The sequence below is a fragment of the Cupriavidus sp. 01L43 genome, from assembly GCF_056399925.1.
Genome location: NZ_JBFTSH010000003.1, coordinates 25658 through 41875, shown reverse-complemented (window position 1 = coordinate 41875; position 16218 = coordinate 25658). Strand labels below are relative to the sequence as shown.

Below are 16218 nucleotides of genomic sequence, written 5' to 3'. Positions count from 1 at the left end.
GCAGCGATGCCGGGCTTTTTTGTTGCCGATTGGCCGATTGGCCGATTTGGCGGTTATGGGGCCAACGGCTTGCAGGCCGTATCACCGTGCCCGACGATGCAGCGCGTCAGGCGATTGCTGACGCCGCCAGCCGACCATTCGGCCATCACGTAGAGATAGGCACCGCTCCACGGACCCGGCTGGCCCGCCATGCCGGACAGGCGTCCGTCCGGCGTGAGCGTCGGCCGCCAGGCGGTAGAGGTGCAGAATGCGCCACTTCTCGTCAGGCACACGAGGCTCCAGGTGACGGGGGCCGTGACATCGAGCGCGGGGGCGGTACTGCGGACCGCTAGCTGGCCGTCTGTGACCACGTAGAGGCCGCTGGGAACGTCTGCCCCGGACGCCGCCGTGCCGGGCGTAGATGGGCCCACCGGCAAGACGATCTCCACCTTGTCGCCCACCGGGTCTTCCACCGGCACCACCTTGAGCTGCATGACGCCGCGCAGACCGGGTTTGTCGGCCGAGGTGGCGCGCAGCCAGAGCGACGGCACGCCGTAGCTCGCCCCGACGACGAGGTCCATCGTGTGATCGGGCGGGATGATGGGCGACACATCGGGCATGGTCAGCGTGCCATCGGCGGCCATGACAGCGCCCGGCGCCCACGGGGCGCAGTCGCTCACGCCGTAGTTGATGTCCATGCCGCACGAGAGCTCCCACTGCACCGACCGCAACGGATGGCCTGCATTGCCGAAGTAGGCCTGGAAGGTGTCGTCGTGCAGGTTGTGGACCGGGTAGGTCGGCAGGCTGTGCAAGCCGCTGTCATCGGTGTAGGTGGTCATGTCGTCGGTGGTGCGGCCGCCTGCGCCATAGCGTCGCCCGACGATGACGATCGTCGGCGCCTCCAGCGTCACCGATGCCTGGCGCATGACCAGATGGTCGGCCGTGCTGCGCACGGTGATCGAGACCTGCCGGCCGCCGGTGTTCAGTACAGCGTCCAGATCGGCGCCGCGCGGGGAGCGGTAGCGTCCGCTCGCCGAGATCGTGCCGACTGCCGCGTTGCCGCCGGGCACGCCATCGACCAGCCATTCCAGCGTGGCCGTGCCAAGGTTGCGGGTGGCGAGCGCGAACTGGATGCTCTTGCCGCCGGCCTTGTCGGCATCGAAGAACACCAGCGAGGCGGTACCGGGCGTCAGGTCGATCTGTGGCAGCCCGGACAGGCGCACCATCACTTCGTCGGTCGTGCTCCATTGCAGCTTGTTCACGCTGGCGCCGCCGCCGAGGTTGCCGATGCGCACCGAGAACCTGCCGTCGACCGCATCGTCCGGCACGGACACGGACGTGATACCGGCGTCCAGCGTGATCGCGGCGTGGCCGCTGGTGGCATAGCCCCCGGGCGCCTCGGTGAACGTGGCGGTCAGGTACGCCTGGCCAGAGTAGGGCACGCCGGCTGGATCGAGCACCTTGATGCGCATGGCGCGGGTGGTCCGGAAGTAGTCGCAATTCCACCAGCTGAAGTGATCGACATCGGCCTGCATCGCCAGGCCGGTGGGACTGTCGGGCGATGTCACCACAGTGCCCGCGATGCCGGTGGCCTGCCGCCACTGGCCGGTGCTGTCGTCCATGCTCCAGACCGGCACGGTATCGCCGGGGCGGAGCAGCTTGCCGTCAGGCGTGGTGGCGGCATAGAGCGGCACGGAGATCCGCGCGGTCTTGCCGGGCGCGAGCTTTAGCGGCTGGCCGTTCTGCGAGAACGAGAAATCGGCCATGCCCATGCTGACCATGATGCCGTCCAGGCCCGCCTGGCGCAGGTACGGTGTGCCCGGGAACCCTTCCGGATTGGCGGCCGCGCTGTAGGGCGTGATGTCGATCTGCACGATGCCGCTGACCGGCTTGCCGTCAGCGGTCACGAACGATCCGGGGGCCACGGTGACGCTGGCGCCGTCGCCGCCGGCAAAGGTGCCGCCGGACTCGAAGCCCGGCGCGGAGAGGGTCGTGCCGACAGGCAGCAGCGTGGCCGCGATGCGCGCGTCGCGCGCGGCGTTCACCGGCACGACCTGCGCCACGTAGCCGGGCTTCGACAGCCGCACCACGGCATCTCCGGTGGGCACCGCGAGCGCGGCGAAGTCGCCGCTGGCGGTCGTGGCGCCTTGGGCGACCATCGCCTTGCCATCGGCGTCGAACACCCTGACGGCGACATCGGCGGCAGGGCCCTGCGGATTGCCCCCGCCGGCTGCCTGGTAGACTTGGCCCGACAGGGCGATGGTCTGGCGCGGCACGGGCGGCGGATCGACCTTGCCGGTGCCTCCGCCTCCGCCGCCATTGTCATCGCCGCCGCACGCCGCCATCAGCGTGGCGACGCAAAGCGATCCGAGCCAGGCGCGCATCCTGCGTGGCTTCAACGTTCCATTCATGGTTCTCGTCCTCAGGTGAAAAATGCCGGGGGCGAGCCATTGCAGCAGCCATCCCTGGGACGACGGTTGATGTCAGTCAACGTTGGCCACGCAGCTAGTCCGGCCCCTTCCGGCAGCCAAACGGGCCTGCCGGAGGGGCAAGTCGCAGCGAGGCGCTAGCGATAAAACGAAAATGGCGAGCCCGGGGGCTCGCCATGCTGGTTTTGCAGGGGAAGCTGGCCAAAGCCAGCCGTGCTCAACCGAGCAGTGCTTCAGCGAATTCGTCCGCCTTGAATGGCTGAAGATCTTCCACCTTCTCGCCCACGCCGATGAAGTACACCGGCACCGGGCGCTGCCGGGCGATGGCGGCGAGGATGCCGCCCTTGGCCGTGCCATCCAGCTTGGTCACGATCAGGCCGGTCAGGCCCAGCGCGTCGTCGAAGGCGCGGGTTTGGGACAGGGCGTTCTGCCCGGTGTTGGCGTCGATCACCAGCAGCACCTCGTGCGGGGCCGTCGGCATCGACTTGCCGATCACGCGCTTCACCTTCTTCAGTTCTTCCATCAGATGCAGCTGCGTGGGCAGGCGCCCAGCGGTGTCCGCCATCACGATGTCGATCTTGCGCGCGCGCGCCGCGTTCACGGCGTCGAAGATCACTGCCGCCGCGTCGCCGCCTTCCTGGGCGACCACGGTGACGTTGTTGCGCTCGCCCCAGATCGTCAGTTGCTCGCGCGCGGCGGCGCGGAAGGTGTCGCCGGCCGCCAGCAGCACCGACTGGTGGTAGGCCTGGAAGTGCTTGCACAGCTTGCCGATGCTGGTGGTCTTGCCGGCGCCGTTCACGCCCGCGATCATCATCACCAGCGGCTGCTCGCGGCCCAGTTCCATGGTCTTCTCGAGCGGGCGCAGCAGGTCGGTCAGCAGCTCGCGCAGGGCGATCTTCACGGCTTCGGCGGTCTCGAGGCGCTCGTTCTTTACGCGGCGGCGCAGTTCGCCGAGCAGGAACTCGGTGGCTTCGACGCCGGCGTCGGCCATCAGCAGCGCGGTTTCGAGTTCCTCGAACAGGGCCTCGTCCACCTTCACGCCGACGAACAGCGTGCCGAGGTTTCGGCTCGTCTTCGACAGCCCGGCACGCAGGCGCGTCATCCAGCCACGCTTGGCCTCGGCGGTCTGGGTTGGCGGCGGCGTTAGTTCGAGTTCCTCGACAACCGGCGGCTCATAGGCGACCGGCGCCGGCGGCGGAGGCGGCACTTGGGCGGGAACCGGGACCGGCACGGGCACCGGGGCAGGCACCGGAGCGGGAACCGGGGCAGGTGCGGGGGCCGGAACCGGGACGGGGACAGGCACCGGAACAGGAACAGGCACCGGCACGGGGACCGGAACCGGAACCGGGGCAGGCGTTGGAGCTGGAGCGGGGACAGGCAAGGGCGCCGGCGCCGGGCTGGGCGACGGCTGGGGTTGGGGGGCAGCGGTGGGCGAGGCCACCGGTGCCGGCGTGATGGCCGGCGCCGGCTCGGCAGCCGGCGGCTCGGCGGGCGCAGGGGCCGGCTCGGCCTTGCGCTTCTTCCAGAAACTAAACATTAGGGAAAGGGGTCAATACCCCGGTAGAATCAATCGCCAAAATTCTAGCAGACGGGGTCGCATGAACCATTGCGCTGTCTTGTCCGGAGCGGGCGCCGCCCGAATCCGATCAATGCCCACCGCCCGCCTCTCGCGGCGCGTCCTTCCCACACTGGTTGCTGCTTTCGCCTTCTCCGGCCTGTCAGGATTGCCCGGATTTGGCGGATTCGCCGGATTTAGTGGCGCGGCGATGGCCCAGACCACCGCGCCCACGCCGCAGGGCCCGCCTTCCGGAGCGCGGACCGCTTCCGCGGTGGGCCAGCCCCAGGCGGGCACCACCGAATTCCAGCTCTCCAACGGCATGCGCGTGATCGTCAAGGAAGACCATCGCGCGCCCACCGTGGCGCACCAGATCTGGTACCGCACGGGCGGCATCGACGAGGTGAGCGGCACCACGGGCGTGGCCCACATGCTCGAACACATGATGTTCAAGGGCACGCCGAAGGTGCCGGTGGGCGAGTTCTCGCGCCAGATCGCCATGCTCGGCGGTCGCGAGAACGCCATGACCAACCGCGATTTCACGCTCTACTACCAGCAGATCGCCAAGCAGTACCTGCCGAGGATGATGGAGCTGGAGGCCGACCGCATGGCCAACCTCATCATCAAGAAGGACGAATTCGACCGCGAGATGAAAGTCGTGATGGAGGAGCGCCGCCTGCGCACCGACGACTCCCCGCGCGGCACCGTCTACGAGCAGCTACTGGCCACGGTCTACACCGCCGCCGCCTACCGGCATCCGGTGATCGGCTGGATGGACGACCTCGTCAACATGCGCGTGGAGGACGTGCAGGCCTGGTACAAGGCCTGGTACGTGCCGAACAACGCGCTGCTGGTGGTGACCGGCGACGTCAAGCCGGACGAGGTGCGCGCGCTGGCCGAACGCTACTACGGCAAGCTCAAGCCGCGCGCGCTGCCGCTGCGCAAGACCCAGCTCGAGGCTACCCAGAAGGGCATCAAGCGCATCTGGGTCAAGGCGCCGGCCGAGAACCCGTACATGGTCATGGCCTACAAGGTGCCGCGCCTGCATGACGTGGAGAAGGATGTCGATCCGTACGCGCTGGAGGTGCTGTCCGCCGTGCTGAACGGCTACGACAACGCCCGCCTGACCCGCGAACTGGTGCGCGAGCAGCGCCTGGCCGACGACGTGAACGTGGGCTACGACAGCATCAATCGCGGCGAATCGCTGTTCGTGCTCGACGGCACCCCGGCCAACGGCCACACCACGGACGAGATCGAAAAGGCCCTGCGCGAGGAAATCCAGCGCATCGCGAAGAACGGCGTGTCCGAGGAAGAGCTGAAGCGCGTCAAGGCGCAGGTGGTGGCGGGCCAGATCTACAAGCGCGACTCGGTATTCGGCCAGGGCATGGAGATCGGCACGGCTGAGATCTCCGGCATCTCGTGGCGCCAGATCGACCGCATGCTCGACAAGATCAAGGAAGTCACGCCAGCCCAGGTGCAAGCCGTGGCGGCAAAGTATTTCAACGATGACAACCTGACCGTGGCCACGCTGGTGCCGCAGCCGATCGACCCCAACAAGCCCAAGACTGCCGCCCCGGAAGGGCTGCGTCACTGAGGAGCCACGATGTCCTTGTCCGTCATGACGATTGCCTCGCCACGGATGGTGCGCCGGCTGGCCGGGGTGGCCTGCGGGGCGATTGCCCTCCTGGCCGGCTCCGTGGCCCAGGCCGCGCTGCCCATCGAGAACTGGACGGCCTCCACCGGCGCGAAGGTGTTCTTCGTGCCGAGTCCGTCGATTCCGATGCTCGATGTCAATATCGATTTCGACGCCGGCGGCCGCTACGACCCGCCCGGCAAGGCCGGATTGGCCACGCTGACCGCCGCGCTGCTCGACAAGGGCGCGGCCGCCCAGGACGGCCAGCCCGCGCGCAATGAAGCCCAGGTGGCCGATGCCTTCGCCGACACGGGTGCCGATTTTGGCGGCGCGGCTGGCGGCGACCGTGGCGGCATCGGCCTGCGCACGCTGACCGCCTCGCCAGAACGTGAGCAGTCACTACGGCTGGCCGGGCAGCTGATCAAGGCGCCGACCTATCCGGCGGCCGTGGTCGAGCGCGAGAAGCAGCGCCTGATTACCGCGATCCGCGAGGGCGACTCGCGTCCCGGCGTGATCGCCGACAAGACGCTGTCAAAGGCCGTGTATCCGAACCATCCGTACGGAGTGTCGGCCACGCCGGAATCGGTGGCCGCCATCTCGCGTGATGACCTGCTGAAGTTCTGGCGCGACAACTACACCGCCAAGCGCGCCGTGGTCACGCTGATCGGCGCCATCGACCGCAAGCAGGCCGAGCAGATCGCCGAAGACCTGACGCGCGGCCTCCCCGACGGCGTGGCCGCGCCCAAGGTGCCGGACGTGCAGATGACGATTCCGGGCAGCGAGAAGCGCATCCCCCATCCGGCGCAGCAGGCCAGCGTGGCGATGGGCCAGCCGGCCATCGCGCGCGGCGACCCCGACTACTTCGCCCTGCTGGTGGGCAACTACGTGCTCGGCGGCGGCGGGTTCAGTTCGCGGTTGACTGACCAGGTGCGCGAGAAGCGCGGGCTGACCTACGGCGTGGACAGCTATTTCGCGCCGGCGAAGCAGCCCGGGCCGTTTGGCATCACGCTCCAGACCAAGAAGGAGAACACCGACGAGGCGCTGCGGCTGGTGCGCGAGATCCTGAAGCAGTACGTGCAGACCGGCCCGACCGACGCCGAACTGCGTGCCGCCAAGGACAACCTCGTCAATGGCTTCCCGCTACGCATCGACAGCAACCGCAAGCTGCTGACCAACGTGGCGAACATCGGCTGGTACGGCCTGCCGCTCGACTATCTCGACACCTGGACGGCGCAGATCGGCAAGGTCACGCGCGAGCAGGTGCGGGCGGCTTTCCAGAAGCACGTGCATCCGGATGCCATGGCCACGGTCATCGTGGGCGGCCCGGCGCAACCCTGAGTTGGCGCTAACTTGGCGCCGGGTTGGCGCAGCATCGATCGTTGAGACGATTCTGATTGTGAAGCCGCGCAGCCGCCAGAGGGTGTGGCGGGGCGCGGCAGGCTCTACAATCACGGCATGAATTCGCGCACCAAACCGTCGCCCGCACCGCGCGGGCGATCTGCTTCTCCCTCCCCTCGCCAGGCGCCGGCGCAGGTCCGCATTATTGGCGGGCGCTGGAAGCGCTCGCTGCTGCCGGTCCTCGAGGCCGAAGGGCTGCGGCCCACGCCTGACCGCGTTCGGGAAACCCTGTTCAACTGGCTCGGCCAGGACATGTCCGGGATGACCTGCCTCGACCTGTTTGCCGGGTCCGGCGCACTTGGCTTCGAGGCGGCGTCCCGTGGCGCGGCGGCCGTCACGCTGGTGGAGGCCAACCCGCGTGTGGCGCGCCAGTTGCGCGACAATCAGTACCGGTTCGACGCCGAGCAGGTCAAGGTGATCCAGGGCGACGCCTTCGCCGTGGCCGCGCAGATGCCGGGCGCCAGCTTCGACGTGATCTTCCTGGACCCGCCGTTCGCCGAGGACTGGCTCGGGCCGGCGCTCGAGCATGCAGCACGGCTGTCGCGGCCGGGTGGGGCGGTCTATGTGGAGACCGACCACGCGCTGATCGGGCCCGATGCGCCGGTGCCGGCCTCGCTCGAGATCGTGCGGCAGGCCCGCGCGGGCGCGGTGCACTTCCACCTGCTCCAGCACAAGGTGCCGGGGCAGGGCGAAGCAGGATAGTCGTACGACGAGTTGCCGCGCCGGGCAAGCGTTTGCGGGCGTGCTGCGACGCCGCAGAAAGCCTGTGGATGGACTTCCAAATGCCGCATTTGGCGTTACACTACGCCGCTGTTGTTTGTTCAACGCTCGTCACGCAGCCAGAATCCATCGATCGGCCACAAGGCCGGCAGCGGGCACCCCAAAGGAGGAAATATGGTCGTCGCGGTCTATCCCGGTACATTCGATCCCATGACCCGGGGACACGAGGATCTCGTCCGTCGCGCGTCGAATATCTTCGACGAGCTGGTGGTCGGCGTGGCGCACAGCCCCAACAAGCGCCCGTTCTTCTCGCTGGAGGAGCGCATCGGTATCGCGAAGGAAGTGCTCGGGCACTATCCCAACGTGCGCGTGGAAGGCTTCTCGGGCCTGCTCAAGGACTTCGTGCGCAAGAACAATGCGCGCGTGATCGTGCGCGGCCTGCGCGCGGTGTCGGATTTCGAGTACGAGTTCCAGATGGCCGGCATGAACCGCTACCTGCTGCCGGACGTGGAAACGATGTTCCTGACCCCCTCGGACCAGTACCAGTTCATCTCGGGCACCTTCGTGCGCGAGATTGCCGTGCTGGGCGGCGATGTCAGCAAGTTCGTATTCCCCTCGGTGGAGCGCTGGCTGCAAGAGAAGATCGGCAAAGCGGAATAGAATGGAGCCTTCGAACCCGCCGACGCGGCCAGTCGGGCGCGGGCGGGTCGCAGGAAGGAAATATCATGGCGCTATTGATCACTGACGACTGCATCAACTGCGACGTTTGTGAGCCCGAGTGCCCGAACGAAGCAATTTCGATGGGGCCCGAGATCTACGAGATCGACCCCAACAAGTGCACCGAGTGCGTCGGCCACTTCGACGAACCGCAATGCCAGCAGGTATGCCCGGTGGCTTGCATTCCGAAGGACCCGAACCGCGTGGAGTCCCAGGAGGTGCTGATGCAGCGCTACCGGCTGCTGACCGCCGCGCGGCATGCGGCTTGAGCATTATTCAGCACTCAGGCCATACCCGTTCCGGGTTGTCCGGCAATAAAAAACCCCGCATTGCGGGGTTTTTTATTGCCTGCTGACATTGGGCCGGAAGATACCCTTCACTTGCCCGTGTGCAGCTCCATCATCGCGCGCTCGTTCTCGCCACGCGCCAGCAGCCCCAGCGGGCCGATGCTGCGGTCGATCGCCGTGTCGATGGCTTCCTGCTCTTCCTTGCGTGGCGGCTTGAGCACATAGTTGACCACATCCTCGCGGCCCGCCCCGGCGCCGCCCGGCGCATTGCGCGGATGGCCCACGCCGAGCCGCAGGCGCCAGTACTCCTGGGTGGTCAGGTGCGCGGCAATGTCCTTGAGCCCGTTGTGCCCGCCTGCGCCGCCGCCGCGCTTGAGCTTGACCGCGCCCGCAGGCAGGTCCATCTCGTCGTGCGCGACCAGGATCTCGTCCGGCAGGATCTTGTAGAAGCGCGCCAGCGACACCACGGCGAGCCCGGAGCGGTTCATGAACGTGGACGGCTTGAGCAGCCAGATGTCCTGGTCCCAGAGCCGGGCGCGGCCGGCCAGGCCGTGGAAGCGGCCCTCCACGCGCAGCGTTGTGCTGCCCATGCGGGCGAGTTGGTCGACGAGCCAGAAGCCGGCGTTATGCCGCGTGGCCTCGTATTCCGCCCCGGGATTGCCGAGGCCGACGATGAGCTTGATCATGCGATGAATCGGGAAGGTCGGGAGAGTCTGGCGCGAGACAGCATACGTCAAAACGCTGGCGAAAATCCCGCGCGAAAAAAAACCGCCGGCGAACCGGCGGTTTCTTCGATGCGCGAGAAGGCTTAGGCAGCCGGCGTTTCGCCAGCGGCTTCGCCACCTTCAGCAGCTTCGGACACACCACCGGCCGGCAGCGAGATGCTGGCAACGGCGGGGTTGTCGTCACCGTGGGTGATGGCGGTCACGCCCTTCGGCAGCTTCACGTCCGACAGGTGCAGGGTCTGGCCCAGTTCGGCCTGGCCCAGATCCACTTCGATGAACTCGGGCAGGTCGGCCGGCAGGCACGACACTTCCAGGTCGTTCAGGATGTGGTTCACGATGCCGTGGCCCAGCTTCACGCCAGGAGCGGATTCCTGGTTCATGAAGTGCAGGGGCACCTTGACGTGGATCTTGTCGGTGGCCGACACGCGTTGGAAATCAACGTGCAGCACCAGCGGCTTGAACGGGTGCATCTGGAACGCGCGCAGCAGCGCCTTCTCGGACGCGCCACCCACTTCCAGGTCCAGGATCGACGAGTGGAACGCTTCCTTCTTCAGGGCGTGCCACAGCGCGTTGTGATCCAGTTCGATCATCTTGGGCTCGGCGGCGCCGCCATAGATGATGCCGGGGGTCTTGCCGGAATTGCGCAGGCGGCGGCTCGCACCCGTTCCCTGTACGCTACGCTCGAAAGCGATGACTTTCATGGTGTACTCCAAATAGTAAGAAGGCTGTCCGCGACCAGACAGCCTCGACTGAAGCGGCACGACGAGAATGTAGTGCCGCTTGAAGCACATTGGCCGCCAAACCTGGCAGCCAATGCGGTAAAGCCCAAAATTCTAGCAGGTATCGCTATGCAGCGGCTACCCAGCGCGCATCAGTGGTCGGCAAACAGCGACATGATCGAGTCGCCCTTCACGATCCGGGTGAAGGTCTCGGCCAGCAGCGGGGCGGTGGAGACCTGGCGGATCTTGCCGGACTGGCGGGCCTCGTCGGACAGCGGGATGGTGTCGCACACCACCACTTCGTCCAGTTCGGACGCCGCGATGCGGGCTGCGGCACCGCCCGACAGCACCGGATGGGTACAGTAGGCGAAAACCTTCAGCGCGCCGCGCTCCTTGAGCACCTGGGCGGCCTTGCACAGCGTGCCGCCGGTGTCGATCATGTCATCCATGATCACGCAGTTGCGGCCTGCCACTTCACCGATGATGTTCATCACCTCGGCCACATTGGCCTTGGGACGACGCTTGTCGATGATCGCGAGGTCGCAGTTCAGTTGCTTGGCCAGCGCACGGGCGCGGACCACGCCGCCAACATCGGGCGAGACGACGAGCAGGTCGCCGTAGTTCTTCTCGCGCAGGTCGCCGAGCAGCACGGGCGACGCATAGATGTTGTCGACGGGAATATCGAAGAAGCCCTGGATCTGGTCGGCGTGCAGGTCCATCGTCAGGACGCGCTCTACACCGGCCACTTCGAGCATGTTGGCCACGATCTTGGCCGAGATGGCCACGCGCGCCGAACGCGGGCGGCGATCCTGGCGGGCATAGCCGAAGTAGGGCATGGCGGCGGTGATGCTGCGGGCCGAGGCGCGCTTGAGGGCATCGACCATCACCATCAGTTCCATCAGGTTGTCGTTGGTCGGCGCGCAGGTGGACTGCAGCACGATGACGTGCTTGCCGCGAACGTTTTCCTGGATTTCGACCTGGACTTCGCCGTCGGAGAAACGGCCTACCAGTGCCTTGCCCAGGGGAATGCCGAGGTGCTGTACGACAGCCTCCGCGAGTTTGGGGTTGGCGTTGCCGGTAAATACCATCAAGCCTTCGCTGCTCATTCGGGGCACCTGTCTTGCTGCTGGGGGAGATTTTGTGACCGCCGGCCATTGCCGGCAGCCGATTCTGCGAGTGTTCGTCAGAACACTATAGGAAGTAATGGCAGGGGAGGAAGGATTCGAACCCTCGCATGCCGGAATCAAAATCCGGTGCCTTGACCAACTTGGCGACTCCCCTACACAACCTTTATCGACTGTCGCGGCGCCAAACTGAAGCACCTCGCCAGACGAAAACTTGCTATGCGAATGTTGCGAGCGGGTGATGCGACAAACTACTCACACACCTGCCATCCCATTCCGATGGCACCTGTTCCACAACCTGCTGCGCAGTTTGCTGATCGTCGAAACGGGCAAACACGCAGGCTCCGGAACCGGTCATCCTTGCATGGGGACTGTATTGTCTCAGCCATTCAAGGGCTCGGGCAACTTCGCCGAATTTCGCTGTTGCTATCGCTTGCAGGTCGTTGCGACCGAAAGCGAATTTGTTTGTGCAAGCAGCGAAGTCGGTAATTATGGAGATGGGCGTATCCCTTGTCAAGCGTTCGTCCGAAAATATTGCAGCGGTGGGCACGTGCTGGCGCGGGTGGATGACGACGAACCAACTGGACGGCAAATCCACGGGCGTCAGTTCCTCGCCCACCCCTTCCGCGAAGGCGTTCTGGCCGAAGACGAACACCGGCACATCGGCGCCCAGCGAGAGGCCGATCCGCATCAGTTCGTCGCGCGGCAGCCGCACGCCCCAGAGGTGATTCAGCGCCAGTAGCGTGGTGGCCGCATCGGACGATCCGCCGCCGATGCCGCCGCCCATCGGCAGCCGCTTCTCGATGGCGATGTCCGCGCCGAAGCGGGTGCCGCTGGCCTGCTGCAGGGCACGCGCCGCGCGCACCACGAGGTCGGTGTCCGCCGGCACACCGGGGATGTCGGTGGTGCGGGCGATCACCCCATCGTCGCGGCGGTGAAAGTGCAGGGTGTCCGACCAGTCGACTAGCTGGAATACGGTCTGGAGCGTGTGGTAGCCGTCCGGGCGGCGCCCGGTCACGTGCAGGAACAGGTTGAGCTTGGCCGGCGCCGGGCAGTCGCGCAGGTCCGGGGGCGGCAGGGAGCTATCGGTGGTCATGGCGGCGGTCATTGGCGGGCCTCCGGGTCGATCACGAGCCGCACGGTCATCGGCGACGGGCCGCCGTCCCGCGCCATGTCGATGCGACGCGGCCGGGCGGTGGCCACGGTGGCACCTTCCGGCGGCTCCTGCCAATCCACATAGCGCACGGTCCAGCCGGCCTGCGTGAGGGTGTCGAGGCGGCCGCGCACGTCGCGCGTGGCGTTGGCCGGCGCGCCCGGCGCGGGGCGGCCGTGCAGCCAGTCGCGCATGCCCGAGACGGGCAGCGAGAAGCCCAGCGCCTGTTCCATCAGCGCGTCCACCTCGGGCGCGTTGCGCGGCGGCTCATTGGGCAGGTCGAGCGTGGCGCCCGAGGGCGTGGACGTCACCACGGCCAGCGTCTGGCCCAGCGGCGAAACGAGGTCCAGTCGCACGTTACGCCCCTGTTCCTCCCAGCGGAAGCTGCCCTGCACGCCTTCGTTGCGGCCATAGCGGGTGTAGTTGGCGGCGAAGCGGCCCGAGTAGTGCTCGCTGCGGGCGGTCTCGCCGGCGTCGAAGCCGCGCGAGGGCGCCACGCTGGCGCAGCCGGCCAGCCAGAGCGGGGCGGCAAGGCAGAACAGGGCCAGGCGACGGGATCGGAGCATGGTCATGAGTCGTCGGTCGGAAAAATCGGGATATATGACGAGGTGGCGATGGCCGCCAGGGCGACCATCGCACAACAGCGCCCCGGCGCCCTCCATCGCACGGTATTGCATCGGATGGCGGGCCGCCCGGGCCGGTTGGCAGCTTACTTGGACAGCAGCACGTTCTGGTTGTAACGGCGCAGCGTGTCGATCAGGGTCTGGTTCTCGGGCTCCGCCTTGGCGGCCTCGGTCCAGGTGCGGCGTGCTTCGTCATGCTGGCCCAGTTGCCAGAGCACCTCGCCCAGATGCGCGCCGATTTCAGCCTCGGGCGCCTTCGAGTAGGCGTTGCGCAGCAGTTCGGCGGCCGGTTGCAGTTCGCCCTGGCGATACTTCACCCAGCCCAGGCTGTCCATGATGTAGGGATCGTCCGGGCCAAGCTCGGACGCGCGTTCGAGCAGCTTGCGGGCTTCGGCCAGCCGCTCGTTGCGGTCGGCCAGTGAGTAGCCGAGCGCGTTGTAGCCCTGCTTCTGCTCCGGCTGCATGGCGATGACCTTGCGCAGGCCGCGTTCCATGCTGTCGTAGCGCTTCTCGCGCTCGTCGAGCATCGCCAGTTCGTAGACCCAGTCGGCATTGTCCGGCTCCACGCGCACGCGTTCCTCCAGTGACTTGCGCGCGCGGTCGTAGGCCTTGGCGTCGATCAGCGTGGCCACTTCTGCCTGGCGGATCGCCGCCATGCGCTGGCCGCGCTGGCCGGGGTCGGCGATGTCCTCGGCATCGGCCAGCATGTCGCTGAACACGGCCTGGGCGTCGTCGAGCTTGCCCATGCGCGCCAGCAGCTGCGCGCGCTTGGCCTGGGCTGCCGGTGCGAGGCGGCTGTCTTCGATCCGGTCGAGCCACTGGATGGCCTGCGCGTAGTCCTTCTTTTCCTCGGCGATCTGCGCCAGGTACTGGAAGGCTACGTCCGGATTGGCGGCCGGGGATTTCTCGGCCATGCGCAGGTATTCCTGCAGGTAGCGCTCGGCGTCGTCGTAGCTGCGCGCCTGGAGGCTGGTCAGGCCCAGCGCCAGCGGCACGCGCGGGTCGTTCGGGGCGACCTTGCGCAGCGCCTCGAACTCGGCGCGCGCGGCTTCCATGTCGTTCTTCTGCAGGTACAGGCGGGCCAGCGTGATGTGGCCGTTGACCGAGGCCGGTGCCTTGGCCAGGAAGCGCTTGAGCAGGGCGATGGACTTGTCCGGCGCGCTCTCGGCCTGGAGTTCGGCGGCCATCAGCGCGGCGGGCTCGAGGTCAGGCTTGATGCGCAGCGCCTCGTCCAGCTCGGCCAGCGCGCCGGCGTTGTCGCCGGCCGCTTCCTTGGCGCGGGCAATGGCCAGATGCGTCTCGGCGAACTTGGTGTCGTTGGCGGTCACGCGCTGGAGCACGGCCACGGCGCCGGCCGGATCGCTGGTGCGCGAGATCTGCTGCTGCATCTGCAGGATGGCTTCCGGGCGATGGCCCGGCGGCGAGCTGGCCAGCTGCTGCACCAGCAGCGGCTCGGCCTCGTCCCAGCGGCCGTTCAGCACCAGCAGGGTGGAAAGCACTTGCCGCGCGGCGGGCGAGGTAGGCGCCAGTTCGGTCCAGAGCCGGGCGGCGTCCAGCGCCTGCTGCGAAATCCGCGCGTTGAACGCGATTTCCGTGGCGCGCTGGGCCAGGCGCGGGTCACGCGTCTGGCGCGCGAGGTCCAGGTAGGTGCGGTAGGCGGTGCCGACCAGGCCACGCTGGAGCGAGATCTCGGCGGCCAGCACCCGATAGAGGATGTCCGGCGTCAGCGACACATTCGGCAGCGGCGTGCGCGGCGCCCGGGGCTTGGTCACGGAGGCCGGCGGCGGCACGTCGATGGCTTCTTCGTCGCCCTGCGCCACCCGGGGTGGCGCGGCGTGCGCCACCGTGGCGAACGCGCCGAATGCTAGGCAGGCGGAGACGGCCAGCGCACGCGCATGGCGGCGCAAGCCGCTGGCGGGGCCGGCGGGCGCGGCGGGAAATGCTGTCATCGGAATGAGGTCCGGGCGCATGGCCTGAAGGGACGAACGGAAGTCCGGCATGAAATCGATGCTCCGGGCGCGCGGGGGCGTAGGAATGGATGAGAGGCATTGTAGCCTGCCGCTACAATGCCCTGCTTGCCGCGAGGGGCCAATGCGTTTGGGAACCCGCACAGCGCGCCGCGCGCGCCGCGGGTTCCTGCGAGGTTGGAGCGCCAAACCGGGCAAGAGGTTCTGATGGGAAGGCCGACGGAAGTCGAGAAGGAGGTCCTGGGGCGATGCCGGAATTGCCGGAAGTGGAAGTCACGCGGCGCGGACTGCTGCCGCACGTGGTGGGGCGGCGTATTGTCGGCGTGACGGTGCGTCACCGCGGCCTGCGCTGGCCGGTGGAGCCGGAACTGGAGGCGCGGCTGGCCGGGCGCGTGATCGGGCGCGTCGAGCGGCGCGGCAAGTACCTGCTGATCGAATGCCTGCCGGCGGCCGGCACCGGATGTGGCGCGGAGGGCCTGGAAGGTGACACCGACACCGGCTGGCTGCTGATTCACCTCGGCATGACCGGCACGCTGCGGGTCTATCCCGATGCACCATCCCCGGGCACCCACGATCACCTCGACCTCGTCCTGGCCGCGCCCGACGCCCCCCCTGATGCCCCCAATGTCCCTGAAGCCCCGGATTCCCCCGATTCCCGTCCGGTGACCCTGCGCTTCCGCGACCCGCGCCGTTTCGGGGCGATTATCTGGAGCCCCTTGCCAGAGGCGGACCTCGGCGAGCATCCGCTGCTGCGCAAGCTCGGCCTCGAGCCGTTCGATCCGCGCTTCGACGGCGCCTGGCTCCATCGCCATACGCGGGGTCGGTCCGTGGCGATCAAGACCGCGCTGCTGGCCGGCGAGATCGTGGTGGGCGTGGGCAATATCTATTGTTCGGAAAGCCTGTTCCGGGCCGGCATCCGGCCGACCACGGCGGCGGGCCGGCTCAGCCTCGCGCGCTGCGACAAGCTGGCCGTGGCCGTGCGCGAGACGCTGGCCGAGGCCATCGCCCGGGGCGGCAGCACGCTCCGCGACTTCGTCGGCAGCGACGGCAGTAGCGGCTACTTCCAGCTGGATTGCTTCGTTTATGACCGGGCCGGCGAGCCGTGTCGCGTTTGCGGCACCCCTATCCGCCAGATCGTGCAGGGCCAGCGTTCCACCTTCTATTGCCCGCATTGCCAGCATTGACGGGG

The 16218-nt window shown here is 67.6% G+C and carries 14 protein-coding genes and 1 tRNA gene; 6 read left to right on the top strand and 9 right to left on the bottom strand.

What is annotated here, in order from left to right; genetic code table 11:
• Window positions 1-53: 53 nt before the first annotated feature.
• Together AC1DP9_RS07050 and ftsY are read right to left on the bottom strand one after the other, a co-directional pair.
• Window positions 54-2390 carry a carboxypeptidase-like regulatory domain-containing protein gene (locus tag AC1DP9_RS07050; protein WP_477106928.1) on the bottom strand — a complete coding sequence of 779 codons (2337 nt, stop codon included), beginning with the start codon at window positions 2388-2390 and terminating at the stop codon, window positions 54-56.
• A 235-nt stretch (window positions 2391-2625) separates the two neighbouring features.
• Window positions 2626-3945, bottom strand: coding sequence for a signal recognition particle-docking protein FtsY (gene ftsY / locus AC1DP9_RS07045; protein ID WP_477106927.1), 1320 nt, complete (start codon window positions 3943-3945; stop codon window positions 2626-2628).
• Between the two features lie 61 nt (window positions 3946-4006).
• On the opposite strand from ftsY, the gene AC1DP9_RS07040 reads away from it, so the two are divergent.
• The 5 genes from AC1DP9_RS07040 to AC1DP9_RS07020 all read left to right on the top strand — a co-directional run bounded on the left by AC1DP9_RS07040 (window position 4007) and on the right by AC1DP9_RS07020 (window position 8700).
• The gene (locus AC1DP9_RS07040) at window positions 4007-5557 is read left to right on the top strand and encodes a M16 family metallopeptidase (RefSeq protein WP_092291663.1); all 1551 of its coding nucleotides are present in this window, start codon (window positions 4007-4009) and stop codon (window positions 5555-5557) included.
• A gap of 9 nt (window positions 5558-5566) precedes the next feature.
• Window positions 5567-6934: a M16 family metallopeptidase gene (locus tag AC1DP9_RS07035; protein WP_477106926.1), complete on the top strand. Its 1368-nt coding sequence runs from the start codon at window positions 5567-5569 to the stop codon at window positions 6932-6934.
• 117 nt (window positions 6935-7051) lie between these two features.
• Window positions 7052-7696: a 16S rRNA (guanine(966)-N(2))-methyltransferase RsmD gene (gene rsmD, locus AC1DP9_RS07030; protein WP_177219859.1), complete on the top strand. Its 645-nt coding sequence runs from the start codon at window positions 7052-7054 to the stop codon at window positions 7694-7696.
• Window positions 7697-7888: 192 nt separating this feature from the next.
• Window positions 7889-8374 (top strand): pantetheine-phosphate adenylyltransferase, encoded by a 486-nt coding sequence (coaD, locus tag AC1DP9_RS07025; protein ID WP_092291667.1) that lies wholly within the window; start codon window positions 7889-7891, stop codon window positions 8372-8374.
• 65 nt (window positions 8375-8439) lie between these two features.
• Window positions 8440-8700 carry a YfhL family 4Fe-4S dicluster ferredoxin gene (locus AC1DP9_RS07020; protein WP_092291669.1) on the top strand — a complete coding sequence of 87 codons (261 nt, stop codon included), beginning with the start codon at window positions 8440-8442 and terminating at the stop codon, window positions 8698-8700.
• 107 nt (window positions 8701-8807) lie between these two features.
• On the opposite strand, the gene pth is transcribed toward AC1DP9_RS07020, so the two are convergent.
• The 7 genes from pth to AC1DP9_RS06985 form a co-directional block, all read right to left on the bottom strand.
• A complete protein-coding gene (gene pth, locus AC1DP9_RS07015; protein ID WP_092291671.1) occupies window positions 8808-9404 on the bottom strand; it encodes an aminoacyl-tRNA hydrolase in 597 nt (198 codons plus the stop codon).
• 122 nt (window positions 9405-9526) lie between these two features.
• Window positions 9527-10144, bottom strand: coding sequence for a 50S ribosomal protein L25/general stress protein Ctc (locus AC1DP9_RS07010; RefSeq protein ID WP_092291672.1), 618 nt, complete (start codon window positions 10142-10144; stop codon window positions 9527-9529).
• Between the two features lie 170 nt (window positions 10145-10314).
• Window positions 10315-11268: a ribose-phosphate pyrophosphokinase gene (locus tag AC1DP9_RS07005; protein ID WP_092291674.1), complete on the bottom strand. Its 954-nt coding sequence runs from the start codon at window positions 11266-11268 to the stop codon at window positions 10315-10317.
• A gap of 98 nt (window positions 11269-11366) precedes the next feature.
• Window positions 11367-11443, bottom strand: a tRNA-Gln gene (locus AC1DP9_RS07000).
• A gap of 60 nt (window positions 11444-11503) precedes the next feature.
• Window positions 11504-12382: a 4-(cytidine 5'-diphospho)-2-C-methyl-D-erythritol kinase gene (ispE, locus tag AC1DP9_RS06995; RefSeq protein ID WP_477107087.1), complete on the bottom strand. Its 879-nt coding sequence runs from the start codon at window positions 12380-12382 to the stop codon at window positions 11504-11506.
• Window positions 12383-12390: 8 nt separating this feature from the next.
• Window positions 12391-13011, bottom strand: coding sequence for an outer membrane lipoprotein LolB (locus AC1DP9_RS06990; protein WP_304441450.1), 621 nt, complete (start codon window positions 13009-13011; stop codon window positions 12391-12393).
• Between the two features lie 137 nt (window positions 13012-13148).
• On the bottom strand, window positions 13149-15062 hold the full coding sequence (locus AC1DP9_RS06985; RefSeq protein ID WP_092291676.1) for a tetratricopeptide repeat protein: 1914 nt from the start codon (window positions 15060-15062) through the stop codon (window positions 13149-13151).
• Between the two features lie 215 nt (window positions 15063-15277).
• Here AC1DP9_RS06985 and mutM point away from each other — a divergent pair, with 215 nt between their 5' ends.
• Entirely contained in the window at window positions 15278-16213 is a 936-nt protein-coding gene (gene mutM / locus AC1DP9_RS06980; protein ID WP_477106925.1) for a bifunctional DNA-formamidopyrimidine glycosylase/DNA-(apurinic or apyrimidinic site) lyase, read from the top strand.
• Window positions 16214-16218 lie beyond the last annotated feature (5 nt).

Coding starts and splice junctions, on each gene's coding strand:
- AC1DP9_RS07050 (WP_477106928.1), bottom strand. CDS start 2,390: ATGAATGGAACGTTGAAGCCACGCAGGATGCGCGCCTGGCTCGGATCG.
- ftsY (WP_477106927.1), bottom strand. CDS start 3,945: ATGTTTAGTTTCTGGAAGAAGCGCAAGGCCGAGCCGGCCCCTGCGCCC.
- AC1DP9_RS07040 (WP_092291663.1), top strand. CDS start 4,007: ATGAACCATTGCGCTGTCTTGTCCGGAGCGGGCGCCGCCCGAATCCGA.
- AC1DP9_RS07035 (WP_477106926.1), top strand. CDS start 5,567: ATGTCCTTGTCCGTCATGACGATTGCCTCGCCACGGATGGTGCGCCGG.
- rsmD (WP_177219859.1), top strand. CDS start 7,052: ATGAATTCGCGCACCAAACCGTCGCCCGCACCGCGCGGGCGATCTGCT.
- coaD (WP_092291667.1), top strand. CDS start 7,889: ATGGTCGTCGCGGTCTATCCCGGTACATTCGATCCCATGACCCGGGGA.
- AC1DP9_RS07020 (WP_092291669.1), top strand. CDS start 8,440: ATGGCGCTATTGATCACTGACGACTGCATCAACTGCGACGTTTGTGAG.
- pth (WP_092291671.1), bottom strand. CDS start 9,404: ATGATCAAGCTCATCGTCGGCCTCGGCAATCCCGGGGCGGAATACGAG.
- AC1DP9_RS07010 (WP_092291672.1), bottom strand. CDS start 10,144: ATGAAAGTCATCGCTTTCGAGCGTAGCGTACAGGGAACGGGTGCGAGC.
- AC1DP9_RS07005 (WP_092291674.1), bottom strand. CDS start 11,268: ATGAGCAGCGAAGGCTTGATGGTATTTACCGGCAACGCCAACCCCAAA.
- ispE (WP_477107087.1), bottom strand. CDS start 12,382: ATGACCACCGATAGCTCCCTGCCGCCCCCGGACCTGCGCGACTGCCCG.
- AC1DP9_RS06990 (WP_304441450.1), bottom strand. CDS start 13,011: ATGACCATGCTCCGATCCCGTCGCCTGGCCCTGTTCTGCCTTGCCGCC.
- AC1DP9_RS06985 (WP_092291676.1), bottom strand. CDS start 15,062: ATGCCGGACTTCCGTTCGTCCCTTCAGGCCATGCGCCCGGACCTCATT.
- mutM (WP_477106925.1), top strand. CDS start 15,278: ATGCCGGAATTGCCGGAAGTGGAAGTCACGCGGCGCGGACTGCTGCCG.